This window comes from Actinocorallia libanotica, assembly GCF_039525175.1.
In the GTDB taxonomy this organism is placed as follows: Bacteria; Actinomycetota; Actinomycetes; order Streptosporangiales; family Streptosporangiaceae; genus Actinocorallia; species Actinocorallia libanotica.
Genome location: NZ_BAAAHH010000011.1, coordinates 1 through 26,813, shown reverse-complemented (window position 1 = coordinate 26,813; position 26,813 = coordinate 1). Strand labels below are relative to the sequence as shown.

Here is a 26,813-nt window from a genome sequence, read left to right as displayed (position 1 = left end):
AGTCCACCCCGTCCGCGAAGAGGGCCCGGAATCCGGGCCCTCTTCGCCGCTCTCCGGCCCTCACGGGGAGTCACATGGCTGTTCCGTTCAGTCCCAGACGCCCGAGTTAGGTCACAGGTTCACATCGCTACACGGTGATGAGGGTCACAAAATTACTCGGGGACGATCAGGCAACCTTTCCTTCTCTTCGAGGGTCGCCCTCGCCGGCGGGGGAGCGCGGGGGCCTGCCCGCACCCCGGGTGAACCACCTGCTGGAGCCGGAAAAAGAGCCGGTTTTCGGACGGTCGATTTGTCGCGCGGAAGGGGGCCGCCGCCGAGCCGGACAGCCCTACCCGGGATCCCCGGGCTCAAACCAGCACCGCCTTTCCCGAGCCCGCGGGGGGTTCGGGCGCCGTGGCTATGGTCTTTTCGCATGACCAAGGAGATTCCATCCCGAGTCACTGGCAATCTGACCGAAACCATCGTTCTCGACCATCCACACCCCGGAGACGGCGGCGCCCTGTGGCGGCTGGCACGCGACTCCCGGACCCTGGACGTCAACTCCCCCTACAGCTACCTCCTGTGGTGCCGTGACCACGGGGCCACCTCGGTGGTGGCCAGGGACGGCGACGGCGGGGCCTGCGGCTTCGTCACCGGATACCTGCGCCCCTCGGCCCCCGACACCCTGTTCGTCTGGCAGGTCGCCGTCGCCGACGACCACCGCGGCCGCGGGCTGGCGGGGCGGATGCTCGCCTGGCTCGCCGACGGGAAGCCACAGGGGCGCTTCCTGGAGGCGACGGTGACCCCCGGCAACACCGCCTCCACCCGCCTGTTCGAGGCGTTCGCCCGGGAGCGGGGAGCCGTGCTGCGCAGAAGCGAGCTCTTCGCGGCCGAGGACTTCCCGGTGCCCGGCCACGAGCCCGAGGTGCTCTTCCGCATCGGCCCGTTCCCCGCGTGAGCCGCGGCCTTCCCCTTCCCACCCCCGTCAGCGCCAGGAGAGGCAGCACGTGAAAGTCTTCGAAGAGGTCGAGTCCGAGGTCCGCAGTTACTGCCGAAGCTGGCCCACCGTCTTCACCAAGGCCCAGGGCAGCCGGGTCTACGACGAGGCGGGCCGCGAGTACCTGGACTTCTTCGCCGGAGCCGGCACCCTCAACTACGGCCACAACCACCCCCAGCTCAAGCTGAAACTGCTCGGCTACCTCGTCAACGACGAGATCGTGCACGCCCTGGACGCGCACACGGCCGCCAAACGCGACTTCCTTGAGGCGTTCCGCAGGACGGTCCTGGCACCCCGCGGGCTCGACTACAAGATCCAGTTCACCGGCCCCACCGGCACCAACGCCGTCGAGGCCGCGCTGAAACTGGCGCGCAAGTACACCGGCAGGGAGACGGTCGTCAGCTTCACCAACGCCTTCCACGGCATGTCGCTGGGCTCGCTGTCGGTCACCGGCAACTCGATGAAGCGCGGCGGAGCGGGCGTCCCCCTCAACCACGTCTTCACCATGCCCTACGACAACTACCTCGACGGGTGCACGCCCGACTTCCTGCTCTTCGAGCGCATGCTCACCGACAACGGGAGCGGCCTGGACAAGCCCGCCGCGGTGATCGTGGAGACGGTCCAGGGCGAGGGCGGGCTGAACGAGGCGGGCATCGGCTGGCTGCGCGGCCTGGCCGACCTGTGCAAGCGCCACGAGATGCTGCTGATCGTCGACGACATCCAGATGGGCTGCGGGCGGACGGGTCCGTTCTTCAGCTTCGAGGAGGCCGGGATCGTCCCGGACATCGTCTGCCTGTCCAAGTCGCTGAGCGGCTACGGCCTGCCGATGGCGGTGACGCTGCTGCGCCCCGACCTCGACGTCTGGGAGCCCGGCGAGCACAACGGCACGTTCCGCGGGTTCAACCCCGCGTTCGTGACCGCGACCGCCGCCCTGGACTTCTGGCGGGGCGAGGGGCTGCGGGAGCAGACGCTCGCCAAGGGCGAGCGGGTGGCCGAGGCCTTGGAGGAGCTCGCCGGCGAGCACGACAAGGACATCGCGGGCCGCCGCGGCCGCGGCCTGGCCCAGGGCCTGGTCTTCACCGACCCGCCGCTGGCCGGGCGGGTCTGCGCCGAGGCCTTCCAGCGGGGCCTGCTGATGGAGACCTCCGGCCCGGACGGCGAGGTGGCCAAGCTGCTGCCCCCGCTGACCATCACCGACACCGAGCTCGACGAGGGCCTGGCCATCGTGCGCGAGTCCGTCGCCGCGGTCCTGGACGCCTAGAGAGAAACGGAGCACGATCTTGATCGTCAAGTCCCTGCAGGACATCATCGGCACCGACCGCGACGTGCAGGCGCCCACGTGGTGCAGCCGGCGGCTGGTCCTGGCCAAGGAGAAGGTCGGCTTCTCCCTGCACGACACCATCCTGTACGCCGGCACCAGCACGGCCATGTGGTACGCCAACCACATCGAGGCGGTCTACTGCATCGGCGGCACCGGCGAGCTGGTGAACGAGGAGACCGGCGAGCGCCACGACATCGCCCCCGGCACCATGTACCTGCTGGACGGGCACGAGCGCCACACCCTGCACGCCCACACCGAGCTGCGCATGATCTGCGTGTTCAACCCGCCCTGCACCGGCCGCGAGGTCCACGACGAGCACGGCGTCTACCCGCTGGTCGAGGAGGACGCGTGACCCGGCACGACCCCTACCCCACGCGCCGCGCCGCGCACCCCGAGCTGATCGCCCGGGTGGACCCGGTGGTCCACGGCGGCGGCACGGGGCCGCTGTCCGCCGGGGAGCTCGACGGCTTCGACCGCGACGGCTTCCTGGCGATGGACCGGCTGATCACCCCGGAGGAGGTCGCGCGCTGCCGGGCCGAACTGGACCGGCTCGCCGCCGACCCCGCGCTGCGCGGCGACGAGCGGCTCATCACCGAGAAGGACTCCGGCGAGGTCAGGTCGGTCTTCGAGGTGCACCGGATCAGCGAGGTCTTCGCCGCGCTCGCCGCCGACCCGCGCGTCGTCGGACGGGCGCGGCAGATCCTCGGCTCGGACGTCTACGTGCACCAGAGCCGCGTCAACTACAAGCCGGGCTTCCGCGGCAAGGACTTCTACTGGCACTCCGACTTCGAGACCTGGCACGCCGAGGACGGCATGCCGCGGATGCGCGCGGTGAGCGTCTCGATCTCGCTCACCCCCAACAACCCCTGCAACGGCGCCCTGATGATCATGCCGGGCTCGCACCGGACGTTCGTCTCCTGCGTGGGGGAGACCCCCGCCGAGCACTACCGGGAGTCCCTGAAGGACCAGGAGGTCGGCACCCCCGACCCCGAGAGCCTGACGAAGCTCGCCGACGTCCACGGGATCGAGCTGTTCACCGGTGATGCGGGCTCGGCGGTCATGTTCGACTGCAACTGCATGCACGGCTCGAACGGCAACATCTCCCCCTACCCGCGCTCGAACGTCTTCCTGGTGTTCAACAGCGTGGAGAACGCCTGCGGCGAGCCGTACGCCGCGCCCGGCCGCCGGCCCTCCTTCCTGGCGTCCCGCGACTTCACGCCGGTCGGGGCCTGACCTCACGAAGAGCCCCTCCGGCCCTATGATCGCCCGAAAGGCCGAGGGATTACGGAGGGGCCCGCTTTGCCCATGACGATCACCGTCTTCTGCGCGTCCAGCACCCGCATCGACGCCAAGCACGTCGAGGTGGCGGCGGAGCTGGGCGCCGAACTGGCGCGGCGGGGGCACACCCTCGTCACCGGCGGGGGCACCCGGTCGTGCATGGGCGCGGTCGCCAGAGCGGCGCGGGCCGCGGGCGGGCGCACCGTCGGCGTCGTCCCGGCGGGCATGCCCGACTCCCAGGAGGGCGCCGACACCGAGAACGACGAGCTGGTGCGCACCCCCGACATGCGCTCGCGCAAGGCCGAGATGGACCGCAGGGCCGACGGCTTCCTCATCCTCCCCGGCGGCATCGGCACCCTGGAGGAGCTCCTGGAGGTCTGGACGGCCCGCAGCCTGAACTTCCACACCAAGCCCATCGTCGTCCTGGACCCCTACGAGGTGTACGCGCCGCTGCGCACCCTGATGGACCACCTCCTCGCCGAGGGCTTCAACCGCCCCGCCGCCGCCGAGGCGGTCTCCTACGCCACCGAGGTCGGCCGGGCCCTGGACGTCCTGGAGTCGGAGTACCGCAGGGTGGGCGAAGAACTTCTGGAGTTCTGAGTTCCCGGGGGCTTCGCCCGGCTTTCATCGGGGGTTCAACCGGCTGGACCAGGCTCACAGGGTCGAATGAGCGTCCCGCAAGGAGTTCCTGTCCCATGAGTGTCTCCCGTCGTGGTTTCGTGGCCGGTGGAGCCGTCTCCATCGCGCTGGCCGGAAGCCTTGATTCCGTTTTCGCGACCGCCGCCGGAGCGGCCGAGGGCGAGGCCTACGGCTACGGCCCGCTGGTGCCCGACCCCGCCGGGGTCCTCGACCTGCCCAAGGGCTTCACCTACGAGGCCTTCTCCACCGAGGGCGACACGCTGCCCGGCGGCGGCGCCGTGCCCGGCAAGCACGACGGCATGGCCGCCTTCCCCGGCCGCCGCCACGACGACCTGCGCCTGGTGCGCAACCACGAGCAGGGCGGCAGCGGCACCAAGGCCGTCGCCCGCCCCGAGTGGACCTACGACCCCGCGGCCTTCGGCGGCACCACCACGCTCCACGTCGACGGGAAGGGCGACCTGCGCGACCAGTACGTCAGCCTGGCCGGCACCGCCACCAACTGCGCGGGCGGCGTCACCCCGTGGGGCACGTGGATGACCTGCGAGGAGACCGAGGGCTTCGGCGGCCAGACGAAGTCGCACGGCTGGGTGTTCGAGGTGGACCCGACCGGCCTCCGGACCGTCGCCGAGCCGATCGAGCCGCTGGGCCGGTTCGCGCACGAGGCCATCTGCATCGACCCGCGCGACGACACCATGTACCTCACCGAGGACGCCTCGGGGCCGTTCGGCCTGCTCTACCGCTTCCGGCCCAGGGCCCGCCGCGGCGGCTACCACTCCTACCGGGCCGGCGGCGTCCTCCAGGCGATGCTGGTGCCGGACGTGTCCGACCTGTCGCAGGTCCTGGAGGCCGGCACGGTCCTCCGCGGCGTGCGGTGGGTGGACGTGCCGGACCCGTCGGCGGCGAAGACCTCCACCCGCAAGCAGTTCGACACCATCACCCGCTCGCAGAAGCTGGAGGGCATGTGGTGGGACCGCAGGGGCGGGGGCCGCGCCTACTTCGTGGCCTCCTACTCCCGCACCTCCTCCGGCGCGGCCGGTGACCACGCGGGCCAGGTCTGGGCGTACGACCCGCGCCGCAACACCCTGGAGCTGGAGCTGGTCTTCAAGCCCGGCGGGAAGTACGACTCGCCCGACAACATCACCGTCTCCCCGTACGGCGGCGGCGTGATCCTGGCCGAGGACGGCGACGGCGAGCAGTTCCTCATCGGCACCGACCGCAGGGGCGAGCCCTTCAGCCTGGCCCGCAACGCCGCGAACGACTCGGAGTTCGCCGGTGTGACGTTCTCGCCCGACGGCCGCACCCTCTTCGCCAACCGCCAGAGCGGCCCCGGCACCACGTTCGCCATCCGCGGCCCCTGGCAGCGGATCAAGGGCGGCCACGGCCGCCGCTGACCTCCCCTCAGGCCAGGGCCCGTCTCCCGACCGCCGGGGGGCGGGCTCCGGCCATCGAGGCGACCATGTCGAGCACCTGGCGCAGCTCGTCCGGATCGCCCTCGAACTCGAGGGCGGCGGCTCCCAGCCAGGCGTAGACGGCGGCGGCCGCCAAGGCGCCGGAGCCGGCTCCGGTGACGGACGCCTTCACCGGGCGCCCCTTCGCCACCAGGGCCGCCAGCTCCCCGGCCGCCGGGTCGACGCCCGCGTCGAGGAGGTCGTCCGGGTCGCCGGGGCGTCCGGTCCACACCAGATCACGGCGGTTTCGCGCGTTCATATTCTTGAGCATGGCACGATCGTCGTACCGGTGAAGGAGGACCCCGTGCCCGTAGTGCTCTTGCTCGCAGCCGTCGCGGTGGTCGCGGCCACCGCCTTCCTGGCCTCGGGGCGGGGCGGCGAGCTGCGCGAGCCCGTCGAGGAGCTGCCGCCGACGGGACTGCCGGAGGACCGGCCGCCGACCGGGACGGACGCGGCGATGGTGCGGCTGCCCAAGGGCGTCTGGGGCTACCACCCGATGCTCACCGACGAGGTGCTGGGCCGGCTCGCGCACGCCCTGATGCGGCGGGAGAGCGAGGTGGCCGCGCTGGAGCGGCGGGTCATCGAGCTGAGCGGGTACGGGCGGCGGGAGGAGCTGGACGCCGCCTGGCTTAAAAAAACGGACAATTCGGCCCTGTCGGACGAGCCGATCCGGGAGGACCTGCCCTGAACGCGGGCCGGAAAAGTCCCGGACACGGCACCTTCGGAGATCTTGCGAGCCTGATCGTTACCACTTCGCGCCCGGAACACGGGATAATGGACCACTACTGCTAGACGCGGACGCTTCGGCGGCCAGCGGCTCGCACGGGCCCGAACGGCCCTGGGCCGGGAAGGAAGGGGATGCACGCATGGCGGCGATGAAGCCGCGGACAGGTGACGGTCCGCTCGAAGTGACCAAGGAGGGCCGCGGCATCGTCATGCGCGTGCCGTTGGAAGGCGGCGGCCGGCTGGTGGTCGAACTGACTCCCGACGAAGCCAGAGAACTGGGCGAGGCCATCGGCGGCGTGGTCGGCTGACCCGCCCGGTCCGGGACTCCTGCCGGACCCGTCGCGTCGGGGCCGTCCGATCCTCGCCGCGGCCGGTTGACGAACCGCACGGCCACGCGGTCCCGGCAGATCTCGCCGCCGGGGCCGGGGGCCGTCTTTTTCGTCTTCCCGCCTTTCGCACCCATCCATCTCCATCGTCGCCGTCTTCGGCTTTCTCCCTTAGGGGGCCGTCATGCCCGTCCTGACCCAGCTTCGCGCGGCCGGGGAGCCGCTCGCCCAGGTGCCCGGAGCCCGCCTGCTGGCGGTGCCCCAGGGCGGCGACCCCGGCTTCGACACCGGCCTCCCGGTGGCGGACCTGCTCTCCTTCCACGAGGCCAAGGGCGAGGCGGGGGAGATCATCTCCCTGCCGGTGCAGGTCGAGGGCACCCTGCGGGAGCTGCTCCTGTACGGCACCGGCGACGGTTCGCCCGCCGCGCTGCGCAAGGCCGGCGCGGCCCTGGCCCGCCGCGCCAAGGGCAGGGACGTGCTGGCGGTGCAGGTCCCCGAGGGCGATCTGACGGCCTTCACCGAGGGCGCGCTGCTGGCGGGCTACGACTTCAGCCTGAAGACCGGCGAGGGCAGGAAGCCCGTCGCCGAGATCGTGCTGGTCGGCGGCGAGCCGGCCGCGAAGGGCGAGGTGCTGGCCGCCGCCGCGGCGCTGGCCCGGGACCTGACCAACACCCCGTCGGTGGACAAGTGCCCCGCCTGGCTGGCCGACCAGGCCGTCGCGCTGGCCGGCGACGCGGGCCTGGACGTGCGGGTCCGCTGCGAGCGGGAACTGGCCGCCGAGGGCTTCGGCGGGCTGCTGGCCGTCGGCTCCGGCTCGCCCCGGCCGCCCCGGCTGATCGAGCTCACCTACGCGCCCGAGGGCGCGAGGCGCCACATCGTGCTGGTCGGCAAGGGCATCACCTTCGACACCGGCGGCATCTCGATCAAGCCGAGCGCCGCGATGCAGACCATGAAGACCGACATGGCCGGCGGCGCGGTCGTCATGGGCGTCATGTCGGCGCTGCGGGCGCTGCAGGTGCCGGTCAAGGTCACCGGACTGGTCCCGAGCGCCGAGAACTCCTTCTCCGGCTCGGCGATGCGCCCCTCCGACGTGATCACCCACTACGGCGGCACCACCTCCGAGGTGCTCAACACCGACGCCGAGGGCCGCCTGGTGCTGGCCGACGCGCTCGCCTACGCCGACCGGGAGCTCGCCCCCGACCTCGTCGTCGACATCGCCACCCTCACCGGCGCCGCCAAGCTCGCCCTGGGCCTGCGGCACGGCGCGCTCTTCGCCACCGACGAGGACCTGGCCGCGGCGCTGCTGGCGGCGGGCTCGCGCGCCGAGGAGCCGCTGTGGCGGATGCCGCTGACCGAGGACTACCGCGTGGCCATCGAGTCGCAGGTCGCGGACGTGGCCAACATCGAGAAGCGCGGCTTCGGCGGCGGCGCGATCATGGCGGCGCTGTTCCTGGAGAGGTTCACCGGCGGCCGCCCGTGGGCGCACCTGGACGTCGCGGGACCGGCGCGCGGCGGCGAGGGCGCCACCGGCTACGGGGTGCGGCTGCTCCTGGAGTGGCTCACGTCCTCTTCGGCCTGACCACCCGGCGCTTCCTGGGCAGCCCGATCCGGCGGTCCTCGAACGGCGCCCCGGTCAGGGCGCGGACGCGCGCGATCACCTCGTCCTGCGGCACCGTCCAGCCGGCCAGCACCGGGACGCTCCAGCGCAGCACCGGCACGCCGGGCAGCCCCTGGGTCTTGACCCGCAGCATCTCCGCCCCGGAGGTGCCGCGGGCCTGCGGGCTGTCCTCGGCGGGCAGGAACGCCAGCCGGTGGGCCAGGCCCTTGCCGGTGGGCACCCCCTCGGACCAGGCGCAGACCGCCGCGACCTCGTCCCACGGCAGGAACCTGTCGCGCGAGCGCGGCAGCGGCCACCGGGCGGGGACGCGCACCCCCTCGCCGTCCAGGACGAGCAGCGGCCTGCGGCCCAGCAGGTGCCCGGTGACCACCGCCAGCGTCGCGCCGAAGCCGACCGTGCCGACCGCGCCCAGCACCAGGAAGAGCACGCCGCCCACGCTGGCGGGGTCGGCGAGGCCGCCCACGACGAACATCAGCGAGCAGAACAGCAGGATCAGCAGCCCGATGGCCTGGCCCGAACCGCTGAAGGAGGGCCTGAGCCGGACGGTGAGGGGGGCGGGGGGCATGGTCAACCTCGCTTCTGTGCGACGAGCAGGCCGTCCCCGAGCGGCAGGAACAACGGGATGAGGCCCTCGTCCTCGGCGACGAGCCGCGCCGTCGCCCGCACGCCGCGGGCGTCCGCCGGGTCGGCCAGGGGGGTGAGGGCGTCGTCGAAGGCCACCACGCCGCCCGGCCGCAGCAGGCGCACGGCGGCGGCCAGGTACTCGGGGTACTCGCGCGGCAGCGCGTCGCAGAACACCAGGTCGTAGGCGCCGTCGGTGAGCCGGGGCAGGACGTCCAGCGCCCGGCCGCTGATCATCCGGGTGCGGGAGGCGGCGAACCCGGCGTCGGCGTAGGCGAGCTTGGCCAGCCGCTGGTTCTCCGGCTCGACGTCCACGCTGGTCAGGACGCCCTGGGGGTGCATGCCGCGCAGCAGCCAGATGCCCGACACGCCGCACCCGGAGCCGATCTCGACGACGGTCCTGGCCCTGATCAGGGAGGCGACGAACCGCAGCGCCGCGCCGCCGTCCGCCCCGACCGGATCGGCGCCGAACTCCTCGCCCAGCCGCCGGGCCTCGCGCAGCGGCTCATCCTCCGGGGAGAACCACTCCCCGTAGGTCTGCACCTCGTTGATGGCCGCCTCCCGTGTCACATAACCCTCCGGGGGCAAAACGATAGCGCCGACCGGGAACGTCATGGCGGTCCGCGACGTTCTAAAAAACACCAGCCGAAGGAAACGATGCTCCCTCGGCGCGGAAGAGGAAAGGGTGATCTGAGACACCATGTCTGTCTCAGCGGTTCCATTTCAGGGCGCGGCCGGAGGGGTCGTCGGCAGGGAGAACGCCCCGGCGGCACAGTGGTCGCCGCCTTCGTGGGACCAGGTCGTCCGCGACCACTCCGCGCGGGTCTACCGGCTGGCCTACCGCCTGACCGGCAACCAGCACGACGCCGAGGACCTCACCCAGGAGGTCTTCGTGCGGGTCTTCCGCTCGCTGGCCAACTACACGCCCGGCACGTTCGAGGGCTGGCTGCACCGGATCACGACCAACCTCTTCCTCGACTCCGCGCGCCGCAAGCAGCGCATCCGCTTCGAGAACCTCGCCGACGACGCGGCCGACCGGCTGCCCGGCCGGGAGAAGACGCCCGCCCAGGTGTACGAGGACACCAACTTCGACGACGACGTCCAGGCGGCACTCGACGCCCTGGCGCCCGACTACCGCGCGGCCGTCGTGCTGTGCGACATCGAGGGCCTGTCGTACGAGGAGATCGCCGCGACGCTCGGGGTGAAGCTCGGCACCGTCCGCAGCCGCATCCACCGGGGGCGCGGCCAGCTGCGCGCCGCCCTGGCCCATCGTGCTCCCGCGGAGAAGAGGAAAGGGATCACCCAGTGAGCTGCCTTGGCGACCGTCTGACCGCCCTGGTCGACGGCGAGCTCGACCATGACGGCCGGGACCGGGCGCTGGCCCACCTGGCGGGCTGCGACGGCTGCCGCGCCGAGGCCGAGGCGCTGCGCCGCCTCAAGCGCCGGCTGTACGCGCTCAAGGAGCACCCCGTCGGGGGCGACCTGCTGGGCCGTCTCTACGCGATGGGGGAGACTCCGCCCGACTCGCCGAAGAACGACCTTCTCTGGCCACCTCAGGTCAAAATGGATGGTCCGGTTCCGGGCGACGAGCTGATGCGCCGCCTGCACCGGCTGGACGGGCCGGGCGACGGCAGGGCCGACGCCTCCCGCTACCGCAGGCCCCCGGACGGCCGTCCGGCGCGGGACCGGCGCCAGGCCGCCCCCCGGCGGCGGCTGCCGCGGGCGCGCTACCTCGTGGCGGGCGCGGCCACCCTGGCGGCGCTGGGCGCGGGCTCGGCACCGTACGTGAACACCGGCAACGCGCGGGTGCCCAAGGTGTCGCCCAGCTGGAGCCAGAGCTCGGTGCACAATGGAGGCGTCTCCCAGGTGCGGCTGCCCCGCCGCCAGGAGGAACAGAAACGCTGATCTCCCTGCTTTCGGCATTATCCCGGCCTAGCGTTTAAGGTGCTTACGGCAAGCACATGGCGGGCGGGCCACGATAAGCCCGTACAACTCAGGCTCGTCAAGGAGTGGGGTAATGACGGAGGAAAGCCGAGGCTCGGTGGAGTCGCCGGGGGAACCGGGGTTCACTCCCCCGGACGCGCCGGCCGAGCCGCCGGCGGACAGGCTGGTGGTCTCCCGTGAGGCCGCCCAGGCCGCCGCCCCCGCCGCCACCATGCTGGACGGCATGCAGGCCCAGCAGCAGGACGGCGCCCAGTCGCAGTGGCATTCGGGGGGACAGCCGCTGCCGCAGCAGCAGAAGTCCGAACCCCAGCCGAACTTCGCCCAGCCGGACTCCTTCCGGGAGCCCGAGAACGTCCCCCCGCCGCCCTACCAGGACGTCCCGCCCCCTTACGGGGAGCCGGCCCCCTACGCAGACCAGCGGCCGGGGTTCGCCCCGCACCAGCAGGGCGCCTTCTGGCCGGGCTCCCAGCCCCCGCCCCCGCCGCCGCAGCAGCCTCCGCTGCTCGTCCCCGGTATGGGCGGGCAGCCGCCGATCCCGGGCCAGGGCGGCCCCTCCGGTCCCGGCAGCCCCAACTGGGCGCCGGTGCCCGGTCCGCCGCCTGTGCCCAAGCGCTCGCCCAGCCTCGGCCTCCTGGCCGTCGTCGCGCTGGTGATCGCGCTGGTGGCCGGCTCGGTCGGCGCGGCCGTCGTGGGGCTGACCAGCAGCGACGGATCCCCCAGGGTCTCCCTGGGCGGCGACGGCGGCGAGCACGCCCAGGTGCGCGACCCCGACTCCGTGGCGGGCATCGCCCAGCGGGTGCTGCCCAGCGTGGTGACGGTCAAGGTCAGCATGGGCAACGGCGAGGGCAGCTCGGGCACGGGCTTCGTCGTCGAGGGCGGCTACATCATCACCAACTACCACGTGGTCTCCGCCGGGGGGCTCGGCCAGCCCTCCAGCGTCACGCTCGTCACCAACGACGAGAAGCAGCTGCCGGCCACCGTGGTCGGCAGCTCCGCGGAGAACGACGTGGCGGTGCTCAAGACCCAGGGCGACCACGGGCTCCCCCCGCTGGAGCTGGGGGACTCCGACGCGCTGGCCGTCGGCGACCAGGTGATGGCGATCGGCTCGCCGCTGGGCCTGACCGGCTCGGTGACCACCGGCATCATCTCGGCCAAGGACCGCGTGGTGCCCACCCAGAGCGAGGGCGGCGCCGAGGCCAGCATGATCACCGCGCTGCAGACCGACGCGGCGATCAACCCCGGCAACTCCGGCGGCCCGCTGCTGGACATCTCCAGCGGCCGGGTGATCGGCGTGAACACCGCGATCGCCAGCCTCGGCGGCGGCGGCGGGGAGAGCGGCAGCATCGGCCTGGGCTTCGCCATCCCCAGCAACAAGGTCCGCCAGGTCGCCGAGACCCTGATCCAGGGCGGCACGGTCAAGAAGACCGTGATCGGCATCAGCATGGACCGCACCTACGTCGGCGACGGCGTGCAGATCCTCAAGGGCGACCAGGGCGTCATCAAGGGCGGCCCCGCCGACAAGGCGGGCCTGAAGTCCGGCGACGTCATCCTCAAGGTCAACGACAAGGTGATCAACTCCACCGAGTCGCTGATCGTGGTGATCACCTCGCACGCCCCGGGCGACAAGGTGAAGATCACCTATCGCCGCGGCGGCCAGGAGAAGACGGTCGACGTGACCTTGGGTCAGGGCTGACCAGCGACTTGTCAGCTCTAGGGCGGCGGATACCCTAAGGGAGGCCGGGACCGATCCCGGCCTCCCTGTCCATGGAGGCGCAGTTGTTCGACATTGGGCTCTTCGAGGCACTGGTCCTGGCGATCCTGGCCCTGGTCATCTTCGGGGAGAAGCTCCCCACGGTGGCGCAGCAGGCCGGTCGCACCCTGCGCCAGCTCCGCCAGATGGCGCAGTCCGCGCAGACGGACCTGCGCGAGGGGCTCGGCCCGGAGTTCAAGGACTTCGACCCGCGCGACCTCAACCCCAAGTCCTTCGTGCGCAAGCACCTGTTCGAGGACGACGAGGACCCCCTGGGCGTGCGCAAGTTCCACGCGGAGCTCGACGACCTCGACGAGCCGGCGGGCCCCCCGGGCCTCAGCCGCTCCCAGATGCTCGCCCAGGACGAACGGCCCCCGTTCGACGACGAGGCCACCTGAGTCCTCCGCCGCGAGGCGGCACGCGACAGGCCGCTCGGGTCCTCGTCCGCGAGGCGGCACACGACGAAGAAGATCCCGCGCCCCCGAGGGGCGCGGGATCTTCGTGTTCGGAGCGGTGCGGGGTCAGCGGCCGGCCGGGGTGACGCTCAGCTGGCGGCCGAGGAGGCCGCGGCTGCGGCCCGCGAGGTTCTCGGCGATCTTGCGGAGCTCGGCGGCGGCGGGGGCGTCCGGGTCGGACAGGACCAGGGGCTTGCCGGCGTCGCCGCCCTCGCGCAGGCGGGTGTCGAGCGGGACCTGGCCCAGCAGCGGCACGCGGGCGCCCAGGGTGCGGGTCAGCTCGTCGGCGACGGTCTGGCCGCCGCCCTCGCCGAAGATGAACTGCTTCTCGCCGCAGTGGTCGCACAGGTGGTACGACATGTTCTCGATGACGCCCGCCACCTGCTGGTGGGTCTGGGCGGCGATCGCGCCGGCCCGCTCGGCGACCTCGGCGGCGGCCTGCTGCGGGGTGGTGACCACCAGGATGTCCGCGGACGGCAGCAGCTGGGCCACGGAGATGGCGATGTCGCCGGTGCCGGGCGGCAGGTCCATCAGCAGGATGTCCAGGTCGCCCCAGTAGACGTCGGCGAGGAACTGCTGCAGCGCGCGGTGCAGCATCGGGCCGCGCCAGACCACCGGCTGGTTGCCCGCGGTGAACATGCCGACCGAGATCACCTTCACGTCGTGCGCCGACGGAGGCATGATCATGTCCTCGACCTTGGTGGGCCGACCGTCCACGCCCAGCATGCGGGGCACGGAGTGGCCGTAGATGTCGGCGTCCACGACGCCGACCTTGCGGCCCAGCGCGGCGAAGGCCGCGGCGAGGTTGACCGTGACGGAGGACTTGCCGACGCCGCCCTTGCCGCTGGCCACCGCGTAGACCTTGGTGAGCGAGCTGGGCTTGGCGAAGGGGATCTCCTTGGCGGGCTGCCCGCCGCGCAGGGTCTCCTGCAGCGCCTTGCGCTGCTCGTCGTTCATGACGTCGAGCTCCACCCGTACCGACGGCGCGCCGGCCCGGGTGACCGCCTCGGTCACGTCCTTGGTGATCCGGTCGCGCATGGGGCAGCCGGCCACGGTCAGGTAGACGCCCACGGTGACCGCGCCGTCCGCGGCGATCTCGATGTTCTTGACCATGCCGAGGTCGGTGATCGGACGGCGGATCTCCGGGTCGTTGACCGTGGCGAGAGCCGCGGTCACCTGCTCGGTCGTCAAAGGGGAGGCCATGCGTCCATGGTATGGAACGTTCGGCCCCGCGGCGAACGCGGGGCCGGTAGATCCTTTCCGCGCCGGGCCGTGCAACGTTTCGCAAACGTCATCGAAGTCAATCACCCCGGTAGACCTGGCGTTTTACGATCGTTTGCGTGACTGACGTGAGCGCTCTCCCCGCAACGACGACGATGTCGGCAGAGGAACTCGCGGTCTGGCGCGTCCTCCTGCGGGCGCAGGTCCGCATCTCCCGCCACCTGCACCAGGACCTGCTGGCCGAACACGACCTCGCGCTCGGCTCCTACGACGTGCTCCAGCACCTGGGCGAGCAGCCGGACGGCAGGCTGCGCATGAACGACCTGGCCGACCGGGTCCTGCTGTCGCGCAGCGGCCTGACCCGGCTGGTCGACCGGCTGCAGCGGGACGGGCTGGTCCGCCGCGAGAGCTGCGCCAGCGACGCGCGGGGGCTGTTCGCCGTGCTGACCCTGCAGGGCAGGGAGCGGCTGCGGGAGGCCACCGCCACCTACCACCGCGGCATCCGCGAGCACCTGCTGGGCAGGCTGGACGCGGCGGAGAAGAACCAGTTCACGGTGCTGCTGCACAAGCTCTCCGAGGACGATCAGCCGGTGGCGCTGTCGGCCTGAGGCCGCCCCCGCCCGTCCGGCCCGCCGGGCTCCTCGCCCCGCGCCCCCTCCAGCTCCTTCAGCAGCTGCTGCAGCTCCGACCGCAGGAAGTCGCGGGTGGCCACCTCGCCGAGCGCCATGCGCAGCCCGGCGATCTCCCTGGTCAGGTACTCGGTGTCGGCCATCGTGCGCTCGGCCTGCCTGCGGTCCTGCTCGTACTGCACCCGGTCCCGGTCGTCCTGCCGGTTCTGCGCCAGCAGGATCAGCGGGGCGGCGTAGGAGGCCTGGAGCGAGAGCATCAGGGTCAGGAAGATGAACGGGTAGGGGTCGAACCGCCACGCCGCCGGGGCCAGGAAGTTCCACGAGAGCCAGAGGGTGACGAAGACCGTCATGTAGACCAGGAACCGCGCCGTGCCCAGGAAGCGGGCGATCCGCTCGGAGGCCTCGCCGAAGATCTCGGGGTCGTAGCGGGGGCGGGAGAAGCGGCGGCGGACCTCGCGCGGCTGGTCCAGGCGGGGCCGGGGAGAGGTCATCGGCCGCCCCGCAGCGACTCGGTCTCGGTGTCGAACGGCTCGGCGGCCCCCTCCTCGGCGTCCATGGCGGTGTCGCGCCAGTCGGCGGGCAGCAGGTGGTCGAGCACGTCGTCGATGGTGACCGCGCCGATCATGTGGCCGTCCTCGTCCACGACGGCCGCCGAGACGAGGTTGTAGGTGGCCAGGTGCCCGGCCACGGTCTGCAGCGACATCGACGGGCGCAGCGGGGACAGCGCCGCGTCGACGATCTCGCCGATCATCGTGGACGGCGGGTCGCGCAGCAGCCGCTGGAAGTGCACGGTGCCCAGGTAGTGGCCGGTCGGCGTCTCGGTGGGCGGACGGCAGACGTACACCTGCGCGGCCAGCGCCGGGTTGAGGTCGGGGTTGCGGATCTGGGCGAGGGCCTCGGCGACCGTGGCGTCGGGCTGCAGGATCACCGGCTCGGTGGTCATCAGGCCGCCCGCGGTGTCGTCGGCGTAGCTCAGCAGCCGCCGCACCGGCTCGGCCTCCTCGGGCTCCATCAGGGCCAGCAGCCGCTCGCGCTGTTCGGGCGGCAGCTCGCCCAGCAGGTCGGCGGCGTCGTCGGGGCCCATCGCCTCCAGCACGTCGGCGGCGCGGTCGACGTCGAGCTTGCCGAGGATCTCCACCTGGTCGTCCTCGGGCAGCTCCTCCAGGATGTCGGCGAGCCGCTCGTCGTCCAGGGCGGCGGCCACCTCGCCGCGGCGCTTGGGCGACAGCTCGTGGATGACGCTGGCCAGGTCGGCGGGCTTCAGCCGCTCGAAGGCGTTGATCAGGCCGACGGCGCCCTGCTGCTCGGCGGCCACGTGCAGGCCGCTGATCTCGTCCCAGTCCAGGACCAGCGTCTCGCCCCTGCGGCGGCGGACGGAGCCGCCCCGGCGCAGGCGGGAGGGCCGCTGGACGGCGACCTTGGTGATGCGCCACTCCCGGCCGCGCACCGGTTCCATGCCGACGTCGATGACGACGTACTCCACGCCGTCCTCGCCGCGGACGTGCCGGTCGAGCATCTCGGCGATGGCCAGGGTCTCGGCGGGCCGCTGGGAGAAGCGGCGCATGTTGAGCCGCCCGTTGAAGATGACGGCCTTGGCGTCGAACGCGGTGACCCGGGTGATCGGCAGGAAGACGGCGCGGCGCGGCGGGACGTCCACCACCAGGCCGAGCACCCGCGGGCGGCCGGTGCCCGACCACAGCGCGACGACCACGTCGCGGACCCGGCCGACCTGGTCGCCCGCGGGGTCGAAGACGGCGATCCCGGCGAGCCGTGCGATGAACACCCTTGACGGCCCCGAACTCATGCTCTCGACGTTACCCAAGATCGGAGCACACCAACGTCAAAGGTCTGCTTTGCGACGTTTGCCACCCCACATGAACGGTTTCCGCACCGGGTTCACCGCCGGATTCGGCACCGGGCGCACCGCGGCGTACGGCTCGTACTCGCCGGGGACCTCCGGGTACAGGCCGGTGGGGGTGAGCCTCATCAGGTACGCCTCCCTGGCCCAGCGGGGGACCGGGGTGTAGGCGGCGCCCTCCTCGAGCGCCTCGTCCGGCTGCGGCCGGGCGTTCAGCCGCTCCTTGAACAGCAGCGGCGCCACCTCGTCCCACCCCTCGGTGCCCGCGGGCACCTCCTCGACCGCGGCCCGCCACGACACCAGCCGGCCGCCCTTGTCCTTGCTGCGCACGATGACGGTGATCCGGTCGGCCTCCGGCAGCCCCGGCAGCGGCTGCTCCCCGGCGCCGCCGGTCAGGACGTAGGCCGCGCCGCCGTGCCACACGTGCCAGGCCGGACGGGGGCGGGAGCCGTCGGGAAGGGCGATCCACACCAGACCGGACTTCTTCATCGCCTCGTCCACCAACGCTTCGGTCATAGGCCCATCATGACGGCCCGGCGGGCCGCGGGAGAACCCGGCATCACGCGGTGATCGGCGGCTCGGTAGTCTCCGGGCCATGCAGCGCTCGCGACGTACCACCCTGGCCGTGCCCGGCAGCAACCCGCGCTTCATCGAGAAGGCGCAGGGCCTCCCCGCCGACGAGATCTTCCTCGACCTGGAGGACGCCGTCGCCGTCGACGCCAAGGCCGACGCGCGCAAGCTCGTCGTGGAGGCGCTGAACCAGGGCGACTGGGGGAGCAAGGTGCGGGTCGTGCGGGTCAACGCGCTCGACACCGAGTGGACGTACCGCGACGTCATCGAGGTCGTCGAGGGCGCGGGCGAGCGGCTGGACTGCGTGATGCTGCCCAAGGTGAGCACCCCGGCGGACGTGCGGTGGCTGGACACGCTGCTCACCCAGATCGAGCGCGCCAACGGGCTCCCGGTCGGCGGGATCGGCATCGAGGCGCAGATCGAGGACGCCCGCGGCCTCATCGAGGTGGACGCCATCGCCGCGTCCTCGCCGCGGCTGGAGACCCTCGTGTTCGGGCCGGGCGACTTCATGGCGTCCATCAACATGAAGACGCTGGTGGTGGGGGAGCAGCCCCCCGGCTACACCGAGGGCGACGCCTACCACTACATCTACATGCGCATCCTCATGGCCTGCCGCGCCTACGGGCTGCAGGCCGTCGACGGGCCTTACTTCAACGTCCGCGACACCGAGGCGTTCACCCGCGCGGCGCGGCGGACGGCGGCGCTGGGCTACGACGGCAAGTGGGTGCTGCACCCGTCGCAGATCGACGCGGGCAACGAGGTGTTCTCCCCCGCGCAGGAGGACTACGACCACGCCGAGCTGATCCTCGAGGCCTACGACTACTACACGACGGTCGAGAAGCGCGGCGCGGCGATGCTGGGCGACGAGATGATCGACGAGGCGTCGCGGAAGATGGCGCTGGTCGTCGCGGCCAAGGGACGTGCGGCGGGCCTCGCCCGCACGCGGCGCTTCGAGGCGCCCTGAGGGGCTGATCCGGGGCTTCCCGGTTTGGGGGACGGCCCCGGTGCGTAGGCTCCTCCCATGGAGCCGCCACCCGCAACCCCGCCTTCGGAACCGGACGAGCCGGGTGGAGACCGGCCGGCCGAGGACGCCCGCGAGGAGTCCCAGCCGCCCTGGCAGCCGCCGGACTCCGGACGGCCCGCCTTCGCCCCGCCGCAGCCCCAGGCGTCCTGGCCCGCCGAGCACACCTACCCGGTGCGCCACGAGGAGCAGCCTCCTCCGGCCGGCCCCGGGGCGTCCCCGAACGCCCCCGGGTACCTGCTGCCGGGCCAGGTGGCGCCCGGCGCCGGGCCCTCCACCGGGCCGTTCCAGGGGCACCCGGGCCATGACGCCCCGCAGGCGCCGCCGGGATCCGCCTCGCAGGGCTGGCCCGGGTATCTGCCGCAAGGCCAGCCCGGGTATCCGCCGCAGGGGCAGCCCGGGTACGGGCAACCGGGTCAGCCCGGGTATCCGCCGCAGGGCCAGCCCGGATACGGCTGGCAGGGGCAGCAGACCGCGCCGTCCGGGCAGGCGTACGGTCCCCATGGCGGGTATCCGACGCCCGGGTACGCCGTTCCCGGGTCGCCCTACGGGTACGCCGCGCCGCGGCCCTCCAGGGTCGTGGCCGCGCCGCCGGGAACCCCGTTCCACCAGCAGGACCGCACCGAGCGGCACCGCTGGTGGCGGCCGCTGCTGGGGACGTCCGCCCTGGCGGGGGGCGTCGTCTTCCTGATCCTCGTGGTGTTCGTCGGCTGGATGGCGGGGCACGCCCTGGTCACCGGGGAGCTGCCCGAACCCGTGGAGGGCGGCGACCAGCTGGTCGGCGGGCCGCTGGAGGACCTCGCCCTCCAACTCGTCCTGCTCGGCGTGCTGCTCCCGCTGGTCCCGCTGGCGGCGTGGATCTTCTCCCGCCGCCCGATGGGCACGGTGATCTCGGTGGTGGGCCGGATGCGCTGGCGCTGGCTGGGCGTGTGCGCGCTGGCCGCCCTGGCCTACGTGGCGGTCTCCCTGGTGACCGGCATGATCGTGACGGCGGTCTTCACCGACGGCGAGCCCCTGCTGGAGTGGGCGGGCTGGAGCGTCTTCTGGGCCCCGGCCCTGGTGATCCTCCTGCTGGTGCCGTTCCAGTCCGCCGCCGAGGAGTTCGTCTTCCGCGGCTGGGTGCTCCAGGCGGTCGGCGGCTGCACCCTGCGCCGCCCCGACGGCTCCTACCGCAACGCCCTCACCCGCGCCCTGGGCCGGGTCTTCGGCACGCCGTGGCCCGCCATCCTCATCAGCAGCGCCCTCTTCGTCGCCGGGCACGGCTACCGCACCTGGGCGATGGTCGACATCTTCATCTGGGCGGTGGCCTGCGGCTGGCTGGCCGTCAAGACCGGCGGCCTGGAGGCGCCCATCGCCCTGCACGTCCTCAACAACCTGCTGGCCTTCGGCGTCACCGCCGCCGCCGGCGACCTGGAGGACTCCCTCCAGCAGGGCGCCGCCCCCTGGTACTACCTCCTGTCCGACATGCCGCCTCTGATTGTCTTCGTCCTTCTCATCCTGTGGCTCCGCCGCCGCATGAACATCGCCGCCGTGACACCGGAGTGATCAACAAGTCCTAGCCTTCGGCGCATGCCCCCGTCCTCCGACGATCCCACCGTCACGCGCCGGGACCCTCCGGGAGCCCTCCGCCCGCAGTTCCTGCCGCCGCGCCCGCCTCCAGAACCCCCTCGGGAATACCCGGGCGCGGCCCACCCGCCGCCTCCCGGACCCGCGGTCCCGGTGACCGCCCGGGCGCGCGTGGCGTCGCCCCCGCCGGGCACTCCGTTCCACCAGATGGGCAGGACGGCGCTGCACAGGTGGTGGCGGCTTCCCATGGAGTCGTTCGCGTTCGTCGCCGTGCTGGCCGGTACCTTCCTCACGGGGGCGTTGCTCATGGGAGTGGTGCTCTGGGCGGCGACCGGAGAATGGGTGCTGTTCTCCTCGAGCGGCACCGAGATCAGCAGTACTGCGGAATGGGCGACGAGAACGGTCTTCACCGCCGTGCTGCTCCCCGTCCCGTTTCTCGTGGTGCGGCTGGTCTCCCAGCGACCTTGGGGGACCCTGCTCTCGGTGCTGGGCCGGATCCGCTGGCGCTGGCTGGCGGCGTGCACGGTGCTGGCGGTCGAGTGCGTCATCCTCGGCTTCGCGATGAGCGCGGTGCTGAAGGGGGCCTTCACGGACGAGCCGCCGCTCCCGCCGTGGCACTCGTGGGAGAGCTTCCGAAGGCCCCTGCTGGAGAGCCTGCCCGCGACGGTGCTCATAGGGGTGGTCTTGGAGCTCTACCGAATCTGGATCATGCAGACCGTCGGCGCGCACACCCTGCAGCGTGCTGACGGGGGCCGTCGCCGCGGGGTCGCCGGACTGCTGGGGAAGGCGCTGCGAACACCCTGGCCCGCGATCACGGCCGGCGCCGCACTGCACCTCCCGTTCGCCTTCTCCAACGGGCAGGAGGCGAAAGCCGCCGTCTTCCTCTTCTTCTGGTTCTGCCTGCTCGGCTGGCTGGTGGTGAGGACCGGGGGCGTGGAGGCGGTGCTCGCGTTCCTGGTGATCAGCGGTGCGCTGACGCACGTCTTCGACATCGCCTCAGGCGAATACCCGGCTGGGACGGATATGCCGTACCTGTACTCGATAGGGGAACCCCTGTTGGGTTTGGTGTTCTTCACGCCGTTCGTCCTATGGCTGCGGCAGCTCATGGACGTCGCGGTGGTGACACCGCCGCCCGCGGCGGGTCAGGCCGGGGGGTTGGGGTTGCCCGCGCCGAAGACCTGAGTCCACTCGCCCGGGTTCTGCCGGGGCTGCTGCTGGGGCTGGCCGTACGGCTGCTGGGGCTGCGGCCCGCCGTACTGGGGCTGGGCGGGAGCCGGGGGCTGGCCGTAGGGCTGCTGCGGCTGCTGATGGTAGGGAGGCTGCTGGCCGTACTGCGGTGCGGGCGGCTGCTGGGCGGGGGCGCCGAAGGGCTGCTGGCCGTACGGCTGCTGGGGGCCGCCGAAGGGCTGCTGGGCGGGGGCGCCGAACGCCTGCTGGGGGGCGCCGAAAGGCTGCTGCTGGGGCTGGCCGAAGGGCTGCTGGGGCTGCTGGACGGGCGGGAGGCCGGCGTAGTGGGTGTGCCACTGCTGGATGCCCTGGAGCTTGAGGTCGAACTCGGGGTCGGGCATCGAGAAGTAGTGCAGGGGAGCCCAGGCGCGGCGGCTGGTGCCGTCGGTGAGGCGGACGAGCACGCGGTCCTGGAACCACCACTTCTGCTTCTCCACGGACTGGATCTGCGACCAGGCGTGGGTGCGGGTCTGCCAGCCGTTCATGGTCAGGCCCTGCGGGCTCAGGGTGAGGCCGAACTTCGCGAACTGGAAGTAGTAGAAGACCATGACGCCCGCGATGACGAAGCCGACCAGGGCGCTGCCGACGCTGTCGATGAGGCGCAGCACTCCGATCACGCCCCAGAGGGCGGCCAGGATCAGATAGACCTTCCGCTGGCGTTCTTCCAGCCGGAACTCGACCTGCTGCATGGGGGGCGTCTCCTCGAACGACGGGTGTGCCGCGCCGGTATGGCCGCGGAACTCGATTTTACTCGGGTATGACCTGCCAGGAACGGAGCGTTTCGACGAGGCCGGACGTCACCGCGAGGTCCGCGACCTCGGCCAGGGGCACCCAGCGGACGTCCGCCGCGTCGTCCCCGGCCGCCAGGACGCCGCCCGTCACGGTGCAGAGGTAGTCGTGGACGTCGAAACCGGGGAGCTCCACCGAGCCCAGGAGGGGGCCGGCGGCCACCGCCAGGCCGGTCTCCTCGCGCAGCTCCCGCACCACGGCCTCGGCGTCGGTCTCGCCCGGCTCCACCCGCCCGCCGGGGACCGACCACAGCCCGGCGCCGGGCGGGCGGCCCCGCAGGACCATCAGCAGCTCGCCGCCGCGCACCACCACGCCGCCCACGCAGCGCGCCCTCCCGTACGGTCCCTCGGACATCCCTCCAGTAAAGACTCCTGGAGGAGTTGATGGGCTCTTCCGCCTTGACTTGACGGCCTCTGACTACGACTGTGGGTAAGCGTGAGACCGGAACCCACCTGCCCCCGCTGCGGGAGGACCGTCGTGCCGCCGAACGCCAGGTCCACCGACTGGACCTGCGCGGTGCACGGTGCGGTCCTGCCGCTCCAGCCGCCCGCCAGCCCGTCCGAGGAGGGTCTGGCGGTGGTGCGGGCCCGGGCCCGGGTGCCGATCTGGCTGCCGTGGCCGCTGCCGATGGGCTGGCTGGTCACCGGCTTCCTGCACGCGGGGGACGAGCACACCGGCGCCCGCGCCGCGGGGGTGGCGCTGTCGGGCCCCGGCCTGACCGCCGGACCCGCCGACCTGCTGCTGATCGCCGAGGAGGTGGGCGTGGGGCTCGGCGCACGGCTCGCCGGGCTGCGCGGCCCCGACCCGGGCCCCGGGTTCGACACCGGTCCCGCCCACGCCAAGGTCCACGCCGAGGGCAGGCCGGTGCCGCTGTGGTCGGTCGACGCGGGGCCCGAACTCGCCGTGTATGCGGGCGAGGCCAGGGGCCGCTGGCTGTGGGCGCTGCTGTGGCCCGCCGAGGCCGGGGCGCTGATGGCCGACCAGTTCCAGTTCATCGACCTGCGGGAGCCGGGCATGGACCTCGACCTGCCCTTCGGGGCGCCGTGCCCCCGGCTGGACGGGCTCCCGGGGACGTGACGGCCGTACAGAACGGGCATTGTTTTTCTGTCGCGCACGGTCTCCGCTCGGGTCGTGCGTTCATTCGGCAAGGAAGGATAGGCTTCGCGGGTGACTGCGCGCATTGAACAGATTGTGACCAGTGGCCCCGTGACCGTGGACGACGAGGTCTTCACCGAGGAGGTGAACACCTGGGTGATCGGCGACGACGAGGCCGTCATCGTGATCGACCCGGCCAACGACGCCGAGGCCGTCCTCAAGGCGGTCGACGGGCGCGAGGTCATGGCCGTGGTCTGCACGAACGGGCGCGACAACGTCGTCAGCACCGTTCTGGAGGTCTCGGCGGACGACGAGCGGGGCGACGCCCCCATCCTGCTGCACCGCGGCGACCGGAGCCTGTGGCGCGACTACTTCCGCCGCCTGGCCAAGGACACCGACGACGAGGAGCTGCGCTCCCTGGAGCCCGACCAGTACCTGGAGGAGGGCGGCACCTTCGAGATCGCCGGTGTCCAGCTGGAGGTGCTGCACACCCCGGGCTTCACCCCGGGCAGCATCTCGCTGTACGGCGAGAGCGACGGCGTCCTGCTCACCGGCGGCACCCTGTGGCGCGGCCGCCCGGGCGCCTACGGCGAGGTCTACCTCGACCTGCACACCCAGCTGAACTCCATCACCGCCCAGTTCGGCCAGCTTCCGGCCGACACCAGGGTCCTGCCGGGCAGCGGCGAGGAGACCACGGTCGGCGAGGAGGCCGACCGCTGGGAGTCCTGGTACTCGCTGCAGCAGACCGCCGCCGAAGAGGAGTGACACCCGCTCCGTGGAGCAACTGGGTCTCGAGGGGATGCCGCGCCGGCTCTACCCGTGCACCCCGTCGCGGCTGAACACCTGGCTGGACTGCCCGCGCCGGTACCGGATGACGTATCTGGACCGGCCGCAGCCCTCCAAGGGGTCGCCGTGGGCGCACAACAGCGTGGGCGCGGCGGTCCACAACGCCCTCGCGGGCTACTGGCGGCTGCCCCCGGCCGGGCGCACGCCGCAGGCGGCGGGGGCGCTGCTGGTCCGGGGCTGGCTGACCGACGGGTTCCGCGACGCCGAGCAGTCACGGGCGTGGCGGGAACGGGCACGGATCATGGTCGAGGAGTACGCGGCCGGCCTGGACCCGCGGCGGGAGCCGGCGGGCGTGGAGCGCACCGTGGCCACCCGCACCGAGGTGATCGCGTTCTCCGGCCGCATCGACCGGCTGGACCACCGCGGCGCGGAGCTGGCGGTCGTCGACTACAAGACGGGCCGCCGCCCCCTGGGCCCCGAGGACGCCAGGAGCTCGCTGGCGCTGGCCCTGTACGCCGTCGCGGCCGCGCGGGTGCTGCGCCGCCCCTGCCGGACGGTCGAGCTGCACCACCTGCCGACCCGGACGGTCGCGGTGTGGGAGCACACCGAGGAGTCGCTGGCCCGGCACCTGCGCCGGGCCGAGGCGGTCGCCGAAGAGTGCGCCGACGCCGACGAGGCCTACCGGAGCGGTCCGGCGCCGCGCCGGACGGGCGGCGCGGTCGAGCACGCCCCGTACGACGCGGTCTTCCCGCCCCGCACGGGGCCGCTGTGCGGCTGGTGCGACTTCGCCCGGCACTGCCCCGAGGGCAGGGCCGCCGCCGCGCCCAAGGAGCCCTGGTCGGGCCTGGCCGGTGAGGACGCGGCGGCGCCCGTCAGGCCGGAGTGAGGACCTTGGCGGACGGCCAGCGCCGGGGGTCGCGCAGCCCGATCAGCCCGCCGCCGAGGTCGTAGCCCTCCGCAGCCAGCGCCTGGCGGCTGCGTTCGAGCATCTCGCGGGTCGGCTTCATGAACGCGAGGTCGTGCACGGGCTCCGGGATGGAGTTCATGGCCATCCGGAACGAGCGCAGCGCGGCCGTCACCGCGGGCTGGGGCACCTCCGGCAGCAGCCCGTACATCTCGCGCGCCCACTGGGGGAGCGTGTAGTAGCACAGGGCGCCGAAGGGGAACCAGGCGGGCTTGCCGGGGGCGAGGAACTTCAGGTTCTCCGGCATCCGCGGCCACAGCAGGAACTTGACGGTCTCGCGGGCCTCGTCGGTGACCCGCAGCCTCGGCCGCATCTCCTGGAAGTAGGCCTCGGTCTCGGCCACGGTGGCCGGGACGTCCTCGGCGTGCAGGCCGACGTGGGTGGCCACCTCGCGCTGCTCGTCCAGGTACCGGTCGGCCATCTTGTCGGTGAGCGGCAGCCCGCCCCTGCGCGCGGCCTCCAGGTAGGAGAAGACCTCGGCGCAGTGCACCCACAGCAGGAACTCGGGCTGGTCGAGCCGCTCCTTCCTGCCGGTGTCGTGGTTGAGGATCCGCAGGCTGCGGTGGATCTGCCGCACCTTGGCGGCGAGGGGTTCGATGTCCTCGCGCGAGCCGAACGTCGCCACGCCCACGAAGTCCGCGGTCCGCTGGAGCCGCCCGAACGGGTCCTCCTGGAAGTTGGAGTTCTGCCACACCCCCCACATCGCCATCGGGTGCAGGGCCTGCAGCATCAGGCTGCGCACCCCGCCCACCCACATGGTCCGATCGATGTGCACCCGCCAGGTCACGCTCTCCGGAGCCATCACCGTAGCCGCCATCACTCACCTCCCGTGAGACAAACTTTGGTAAATGTATCATTACTGAACCGGGCCGTCCGGCGGGGGGCGCCACGGGGGCGGAAACGGCGGCGCCCCCGGCCGCGGGAGCGGACGGGGGCGCGGCTGCGGCCGGGTCAGCGGCGTTCGGCGGAGTTCCAGAAGTCGGTGAGGGCGTGGGCGGTGGTCTCCGGCGCCTCCCAGGCGGGGGAGTGGGCGGCGCCGGGGATGACGACGCGGGCGGCCTCCAGGCGGGCGGACATGGCGGCCTGGGTCTCGGGGAGCCAGGCGTCGTCGTCCTCGCCGTACAGGACCATGATCGGCAGGTCGGTGTCGTCGGCGGCCTTGGCCAGGTCGGCGGTCCGGTCGGGGGCGCTCAGCAGCTCGCCGGCCATGGTGACCAGGCCGGTGGTGCAGTTGTTGAGGTAGCGGTGGCGCAGGAACTCGATGATCTCCTCGGCCCAGCCCGCGGCGCGGGCGTCCGGGCCGAGCTTGATCTGCCAGATCTGCTCCATGCTCAGCGCGCCGGTGAGCGCGTCGCGCAGCGCGGCCGCCTTCTGGGCGCTCGGCCCGTCGATCGCGGCGGGACCCGACGCCATCAGGGTGTAGGAGGCGACCATGGCGGGCTCGGCCAGCACCGCCTCGCGGGTCACCAGGCCGCCGAAGGAGTGGCCGACCAGGTGGACCGGTTCGGGGCCCAGCGCCACGAGGATCTCCGCCACGTCGGCGCCGAGCTCGGGCAGCAGGTAGCGGGACGGATCGTCGCAGCCCGGGGAGTCGTGCTGGCCGCGCATGTCCAGCGCCAGCACCCGGCGCCCCGCCCCCGTGAGGGTCTGCAGGACCCCCAGGAAGTCCTCCTTGCTGCCGGTGAAGCCCGGCACCAGCAAGGCCGGATGCCGCTCCGGCTCACCCACGGGCAGCGCCTCGAGGACGGCGAAGGACCCGCGGGGCGTCCGCACGGTCGTGCGGCGCACGGCGGGGGGCAGTTGCAGAAACCGGGGCGTGCTCACGATGTCACAACCTACCAACGGTGGGACACCGAACCGGTACCGTCAGCTTCTCGGTCCTGGAGGACCGAGCTCGCAGCTCTTGATCACACCTGGCGGGTGTGGTTCAGGCCGCGTCGTCGGCAGCGTGACTCACTGCCCAGACCGCCTCACCGCGCTGGGCG

Annotated in this window: 31 protein-coding genes; 20 read left to right on the top strand and 11 right to left on the bottom strand. The window is 72.6% G+C overall.

Going from position 1 to position 26,813, the window contains the following annotated elements; translation table 11 throughout:
• The first annotated feature begins 412 nt into the window (after nt 1-412).
• The 6 genes from ectA (at nt 413) to ABD140_RS15510 (ending at nt 5,605) form a co-directional block, all read left to right on the top strand.
• Nucleotides 413-937, top strand: coding sequence for a diaminobutyrate acetyltransferase (gene ectA / locus ABD140_RS15535; RefSeq protein ID WP_344241298.1), 525 nt, complete (start codon nt 413-415; stop codon nt 935-937).
• Nucleotides 938-986: 49 nt separating this feature from the next.
• Entirely contained in the window at nt 987-2,237 is a 1,251-nt protein-coding gene (gene ectB, locus ABD140_RS15530; protein WP_344241296.1) for a diaminobutyrate--2-oxoglutarate transaminase, read from the top strand.
• 19 nt (nt 2,238-2,256) lie between these two features.
• Entirely contained in the window at nt 2,257-2,649 is a 393-nt protein-coding gene (locus ABD140_RS15525; protein WP_344241294.1) for an ectoine synthase, read from the top strand.
• Nucleotides 2,646-3,530 (top strand): ectoine hydroxylase, encoded by an 885-nt coding sequence (gene thpD, locus ABD140_RS15520; protein ID WP_344241292.1) that lies wholly within the window; start codon nt 2,646-2,648, stop codon nt 3,528-3,530. Before ABD140_RS15525 ends, thpD begins: the two co-directional genes overlap by 4 nt.
• 72 nt (nt 3,531-3,602) lie before the next feature.
• Nucleotides 3,603-4,175 (top strand): LOG family protein, encoded by a 573-nt coding sequence (locus tag ABD140_RS15515; RefSeq protein WP_344241290.1) that lies wholly within the window; start codon nt 3,603-3,605, stop codon nt 4,173-4,175.
• Between the two features lie 95 nt (nt 4,176-4,270).
• Nucleotides 4,271-5,605, top strand: a complete 1,335-nt coding sequence (locus tag ABD140_RS15510; protein ID WP_344241288.1) for an alkaline phosphatase PhoX — start codon at nt 4,271-4,273, stop codon at nt 5,603-5,605.
• 7 nt (nt 5,606-5,612) lie between these two features.
• Here ABD140_RS15510 and ABD140_RS15505 read toward each other — a convergent pair whose 3' ends face one another.
• Nucleotides 5,613-5,921 carry a hypothetical protein gene (locus tag ABD140_RS15505; protein WP_344241286.1) on the bottom strand — a complete coding sequence of 103 codons (309 nt, stop codon included), beginning with the start codon at nt 5,919-5,921 and terminating at the stop codon, nt 5,613-5,615.
• A gap of 45 nt (nt 5,922-5,966) precedes the next feature.
• On the opposite strand from ABD140_RS15505, the gene ABD140_RS15500 reads away from it, so the two are divergent.
• From ABD140_RS15500 to ABD140_RS15490, 3 genes are all read left to right on the top strand, one after another.
• Nucleotides 5,967-6,350, top strand: coding sequence for a hypothetical protein (locus ABD140_RS15500; RefSeq protein WP_344241284.1), 384 nt, complete (start codon nt 5,967-5,969; stop codon nt 6,348-6,350).
• A 178-nt stretch (nt 6,351-6,528) separates the two neighbouring features.
• A complete protein-coding gene (locus tag ABD140_RS15495) occupies nt 6,529-6,696 on the top strand; it encodes a DUF3117 domain-containing protein (RefSeq protein WP_106399558.1) in 168 nt (55 codons plus the stop codon).
• A gap of 202 nt (nt 6,697-6,898) precedes the next feature.
• On the top strand, nt 6,899-8,293 hold the full coding sequence (locus tag ABD140_RS15490; protein ID WP_344241281.1) for a leucyl aminopeptidase family protein: 1,395 nt from the start codon (nt 6,899-6,901) through the stop codon (nt 8,291-8,293).
• Here ABD140_RS15490 and ABD140_RS15485 read toward each other — a convergent pair.
• Both ABD140_RS15485 and ABD140_RS15480 read right to left on the bottom strand, forming a co-directional pair.
• Complete coding sequence (locus ABD140_RS15485) at nt 8,274-8,897, bottom strand: hypothetical protein (RefSeq protein WP_344241279.1); 624 nt, start codon at nt 8,895-8,897, stop codon at nt 8,274-8,276. The genes ABD140_RS15490 and ABD140_RS15485 overlap by 20 nt on opposite strands.
• 2 nt (nt 8,898-8,899) lie before the next feature.
• On the bottom strand, nt 8,900-9,523 hold the full coding sequence (locus ABD140_RS15480; RefSeq protein WP_344241277.1) for an O-methyltransferase: 624 nt from the start codon (nt 9,521-9,523) through the stop codon (nt 8,900-8,902).
• 130 nt (nt 9,524-9,653) lie between these two features.
• On the opposite strand from ABD140_RS15480, the gene sigE reads away from it, so the two are divergent.
• The 4 genes from sigE (at nt 9,654) to ABD140_RS15460 (ending at nt 13,045) form a co-directional block, all read left to right on the top strand.
• Complete coding sequence (sigE, locus tag ABD140_RS15475; RefSeq protein WP_106399562.1) at nt 9,654-10,262, top strand: RNA polymerase sigma factor SigE; 609 nt, start codon at nt 9,654-9,656, stop codon at nt 10,260-10,262.
• On the top strand, nt 10,259-10,858 hold the full coding sequence (locus ABD140_RS15470) for an anti-sigma factor family protein (RefSeq protein ID WP_344241273.1): 600 nt from the start codon (nt 10,259-10,261) through the stop codon (nt 10,856-10,858). The genes sigE and ABD140_RS15470 overlap by 4 nt, the downstream gene beginning before the upstream one ends.
• Before the next feature lie 112 nt (nt 10,859-10,970).
• Nucleotides 10,971-12,590, top strand: coding sequence for a S1C family serine protease (locus tag ABD140_RS15465; RefSeq protein WP_344241271.1), 1,620 nt, complete (start codon nt 10,971-10,973; stop codon nt 12,588-12,590).
• A gap of 83 nt (nt 12,591-12,673) precedes the next feature.
• On the top strand, nt 12,674-13,045 hold the full coding sequence (locus ABD140_RS15460) for a sec-independent translocase (RefSeq protein ID WP_344241268.1): 372 nt from the start codon (nt 12,674-12,676) through the stop codon (nt 13,043-13,045).
• A 123-nt stretch (nt 13,046-13,168) separates the two neighbouring features.
• Here ABD140_RS15460 and ABD140_RS15455 read toward each other — a convergent pair whose 3' ends face one another.
• The gene (locus tag ABD140_RS15455) at nt 13,169-14,305 is read right to left on the bottom strand and encodes an Mrp/NBP35 family ATP-binding protein (RefSeq protein WP_344241267.1); all 1,137 of its coding nucleotides are present in this window, start codon (nt 14,303-14,305) and stop codon (nt 13,169-13,171) included.
• A 137-nt stretch (nt 14,306-14,442) separates the two neighbouring features.
• On the opposite strand from ABD140_RS15455, the gene ABD140_RS15450 reads away from it, so the two are divergent.
• Nucleotides 14,443-14,931 carry a MarR family winged helix-turn-helix transcriptional regulator gene (locus ABD140_RS15450; protein ID WP_344241265.1) on the top strand — a complete coding sequence of 163 codons (489 nt, stop codon included), beginning with the start codon at nt 14,443-14,445 and terminating at the stop codon, nt 14,929-14,931.
• On the opposite strand, the gene ABD140_RS15445 is transcribed toward ABD140_RS15450, so the two are convergent.
• Genes ABD140_RS15445 through ABD140_RS15435 form a run of 3 tightly spaced genes read right to left on the bottom strand, consistent with a single transcriptional unit; the run spans nt 14,907 to nt 17,326 of the window.
• Nucleotides 14,907-15,443: a DUF1003 domain-containing protein gene (locus tag ABD140_RS15445; RefSeq protein ID WP_344241263.1), complete on the bottom strand. Its 537-nt coding sequence runs from the start codon at nt 15,441-15,443 to the stop codon at nt 14,907-14,909. The genes ABD140_RS15450 and ABD140_RS15445 overlap by 25 nt on opposite strands.
• Nucleotides 15,440-16,756, bottom strand: a complete 1,317-nt coding sequence (locus ABD140_RS15440; protein WP_344241261.1) for a magnesium transporter MgtE N-terminal domain-containing protein — start codon at nt 16,754-16,756, stop codon at nt 15,440-15,442. Before ABD140_RS15440 ends, ABD140_RS15445 begins: the two co-directional genes overlap by 4 nt.
• Before the next feature lie 36 nt (nt 16,757-16,792).
• Entirely contained in the window at nt 16,793-17,326 is a 534-nt protein-coding gene (locus tag ABD140_RS15435) for a hypothetical protein (protein ID WP_344241259.1), read from the bottom strand.
• 79 nt (nt 17,327-17,405) lie between these two features.
• Between ABD140_RS15435 and ABD140_RS15430 the strand changes: the two genes are divergently transcribed.
• The 3 genes from ABD140_RS15430 to ABD140_RS15420 are packed head-to-tail and all read left to right on the top strand — an operon-like array spanning nt 17,406 to nt 21,149.
• Nucleotides 17,406-18,344, top strand: a complete 939-nt coding sequence (locus ABD140_RS15430) for an HpcH/HpaI aldolase/citrate lyase family protein (RefSeq protein ID WP_344241257.1) — start codon at nt 17,406-17,408, stop codon at nt 18,342-18,344.
• A 57-nt stretch (nt 18,345-18,401) separates the two neighbouring features.
• Nucleotides 18,402-19,946, top strand: a complete 1,545-nt coding sequence (locus tag ABD140_RS15425; protein WP_344241255.1) for a CPBP family glutamic-type intramembrane protease — start codon at nt 18,402-18,404, stop codon at nt 19,944-19,946.
• 24 nt (nt 19,947-19,970) lie between these two features.
• On the top strand, nt 19,971-21,149 hold the full coding sequence (locus ABD140_RS15420) for a hypothetical protein (RefSeq protein WP_344241253.1): 1,179 nt from the start codon (nt 19,971-19,973) through the stop codon (nt 21,147-21,149).
• Here ABD140_RS15420 and ABD140_RS15415 read toward each other — a convergent pair.
• Both ABD140_RS15415 and ABD140_RS15410 read right to left on the bottom strand, forming a co-directional pair.
• Nucleotides 21,110-21,883: a hypothetical protein gene (locus ABD140_RS15415; protein WP_344241251.1), complete on the bottom strand. Its 774-nt coding sequence runs from the start codon at nt 21,881-21,883 to the stop codon at nt 21,110-21,112. The genes ABD140_RS15420 and ABD140_RS15415 overlap by 40 nt on opposite strands.
• A gap of 58 nt (nt 21,884-21,941) precedes the next feature.
• The gene (locus ABD140_RS15410; protein ID WP_344241249.1) at nt 21,942-22,337 is read right to left on the bottom strand and encodes an NUDIX hydrolase; all 396 of its coding nucleotides are present in this window, start codon (nt 22,335-22,337) and stop codon (nt 21,942-21,944) included.
• Nucleotides 22,338-22,418: 81 nt separating this feature from the next.
• Here ABD140_RS15410 and ABD140_RS15405 point away from each other — a divergent pair, with 81 nt between their 5' ends.
• The 3 genes from ABD140_RS15405 to ABD140_RS15395 all read left to right on the top strand — a co-directional run bounded on the left by ABD140_RS15405 (nt 22,419) and on the right by ABD140_RS15395 (nt 24,750).
• Nucleotides 22,419-23,060, top strand: coding sequence for a DUF6758 family protein (locus ABD140_RS15405; protein WP_344241247.1), 642 nt, complete (start codon nt 22,419-22,421; stop codon nt 23,058-23,060).
• A gap of 114 nt (nt 23,061-23,174) precedes the next feature.
• Nucleotides 23,175-23,843, top strand: coding sequence for an MBL fold metallo-hydrolase (locus tag ABD140_RS15400; protein WP_344241245.1), 669 nt, complete (start codon nt 23,175-23,177; stop codon nt 23,841-23,843).
• Nucleotides 23,844-23,853: 10 nt separating this feature from the next.
• Nucleotides 23,854-24,750 carry a RecB family exonuclease gene (locus ABD140_RS15395; RefSeq protein WP_344241243.1) on the top strand — a complete coding sequence of 299 codons (897 nt, stop codon included), beginning with the start codon at nt 23,854-23,856 and terminating at the stop codon, nt 24,748-24,750.
• On the opposite strand, the gene ABD140_RS15390 is transcribed toward ABD140_RS15395, so the two are convergent.
• The gene (locus ABD140_RS15390; protein ID WP_344241241.1) at nt 24,737-25,645 is read right to left on the bottom strand and encodes an oxygenase MpaB family protein; all 909 of its coding nucleotides are present in this window, start codon (nt 25,643-25,645) and stop codon (nt 24,737-24,739) included. The genes ABD140_RS15395 and ABD140_RS15390 overlap by 14 nt on opposite strands.
• Nucleotides 25,646-25,779: 134 nt before the next feature.
• Nucleotides 25,780-26,652 (bottom strand): alpha/beta fold hydrolase, encoded by an 873-nt coding sequence (locus ABD140_RS15385; RefSeq protein ID WP_344241239.1) that lies wholly within the window; start codon nt 26,650-26,652, stop codon nt 25,780-25,782.
• Between the last annotated feature and the right edge of the window lie 161 nt (nt 26,653-26,813).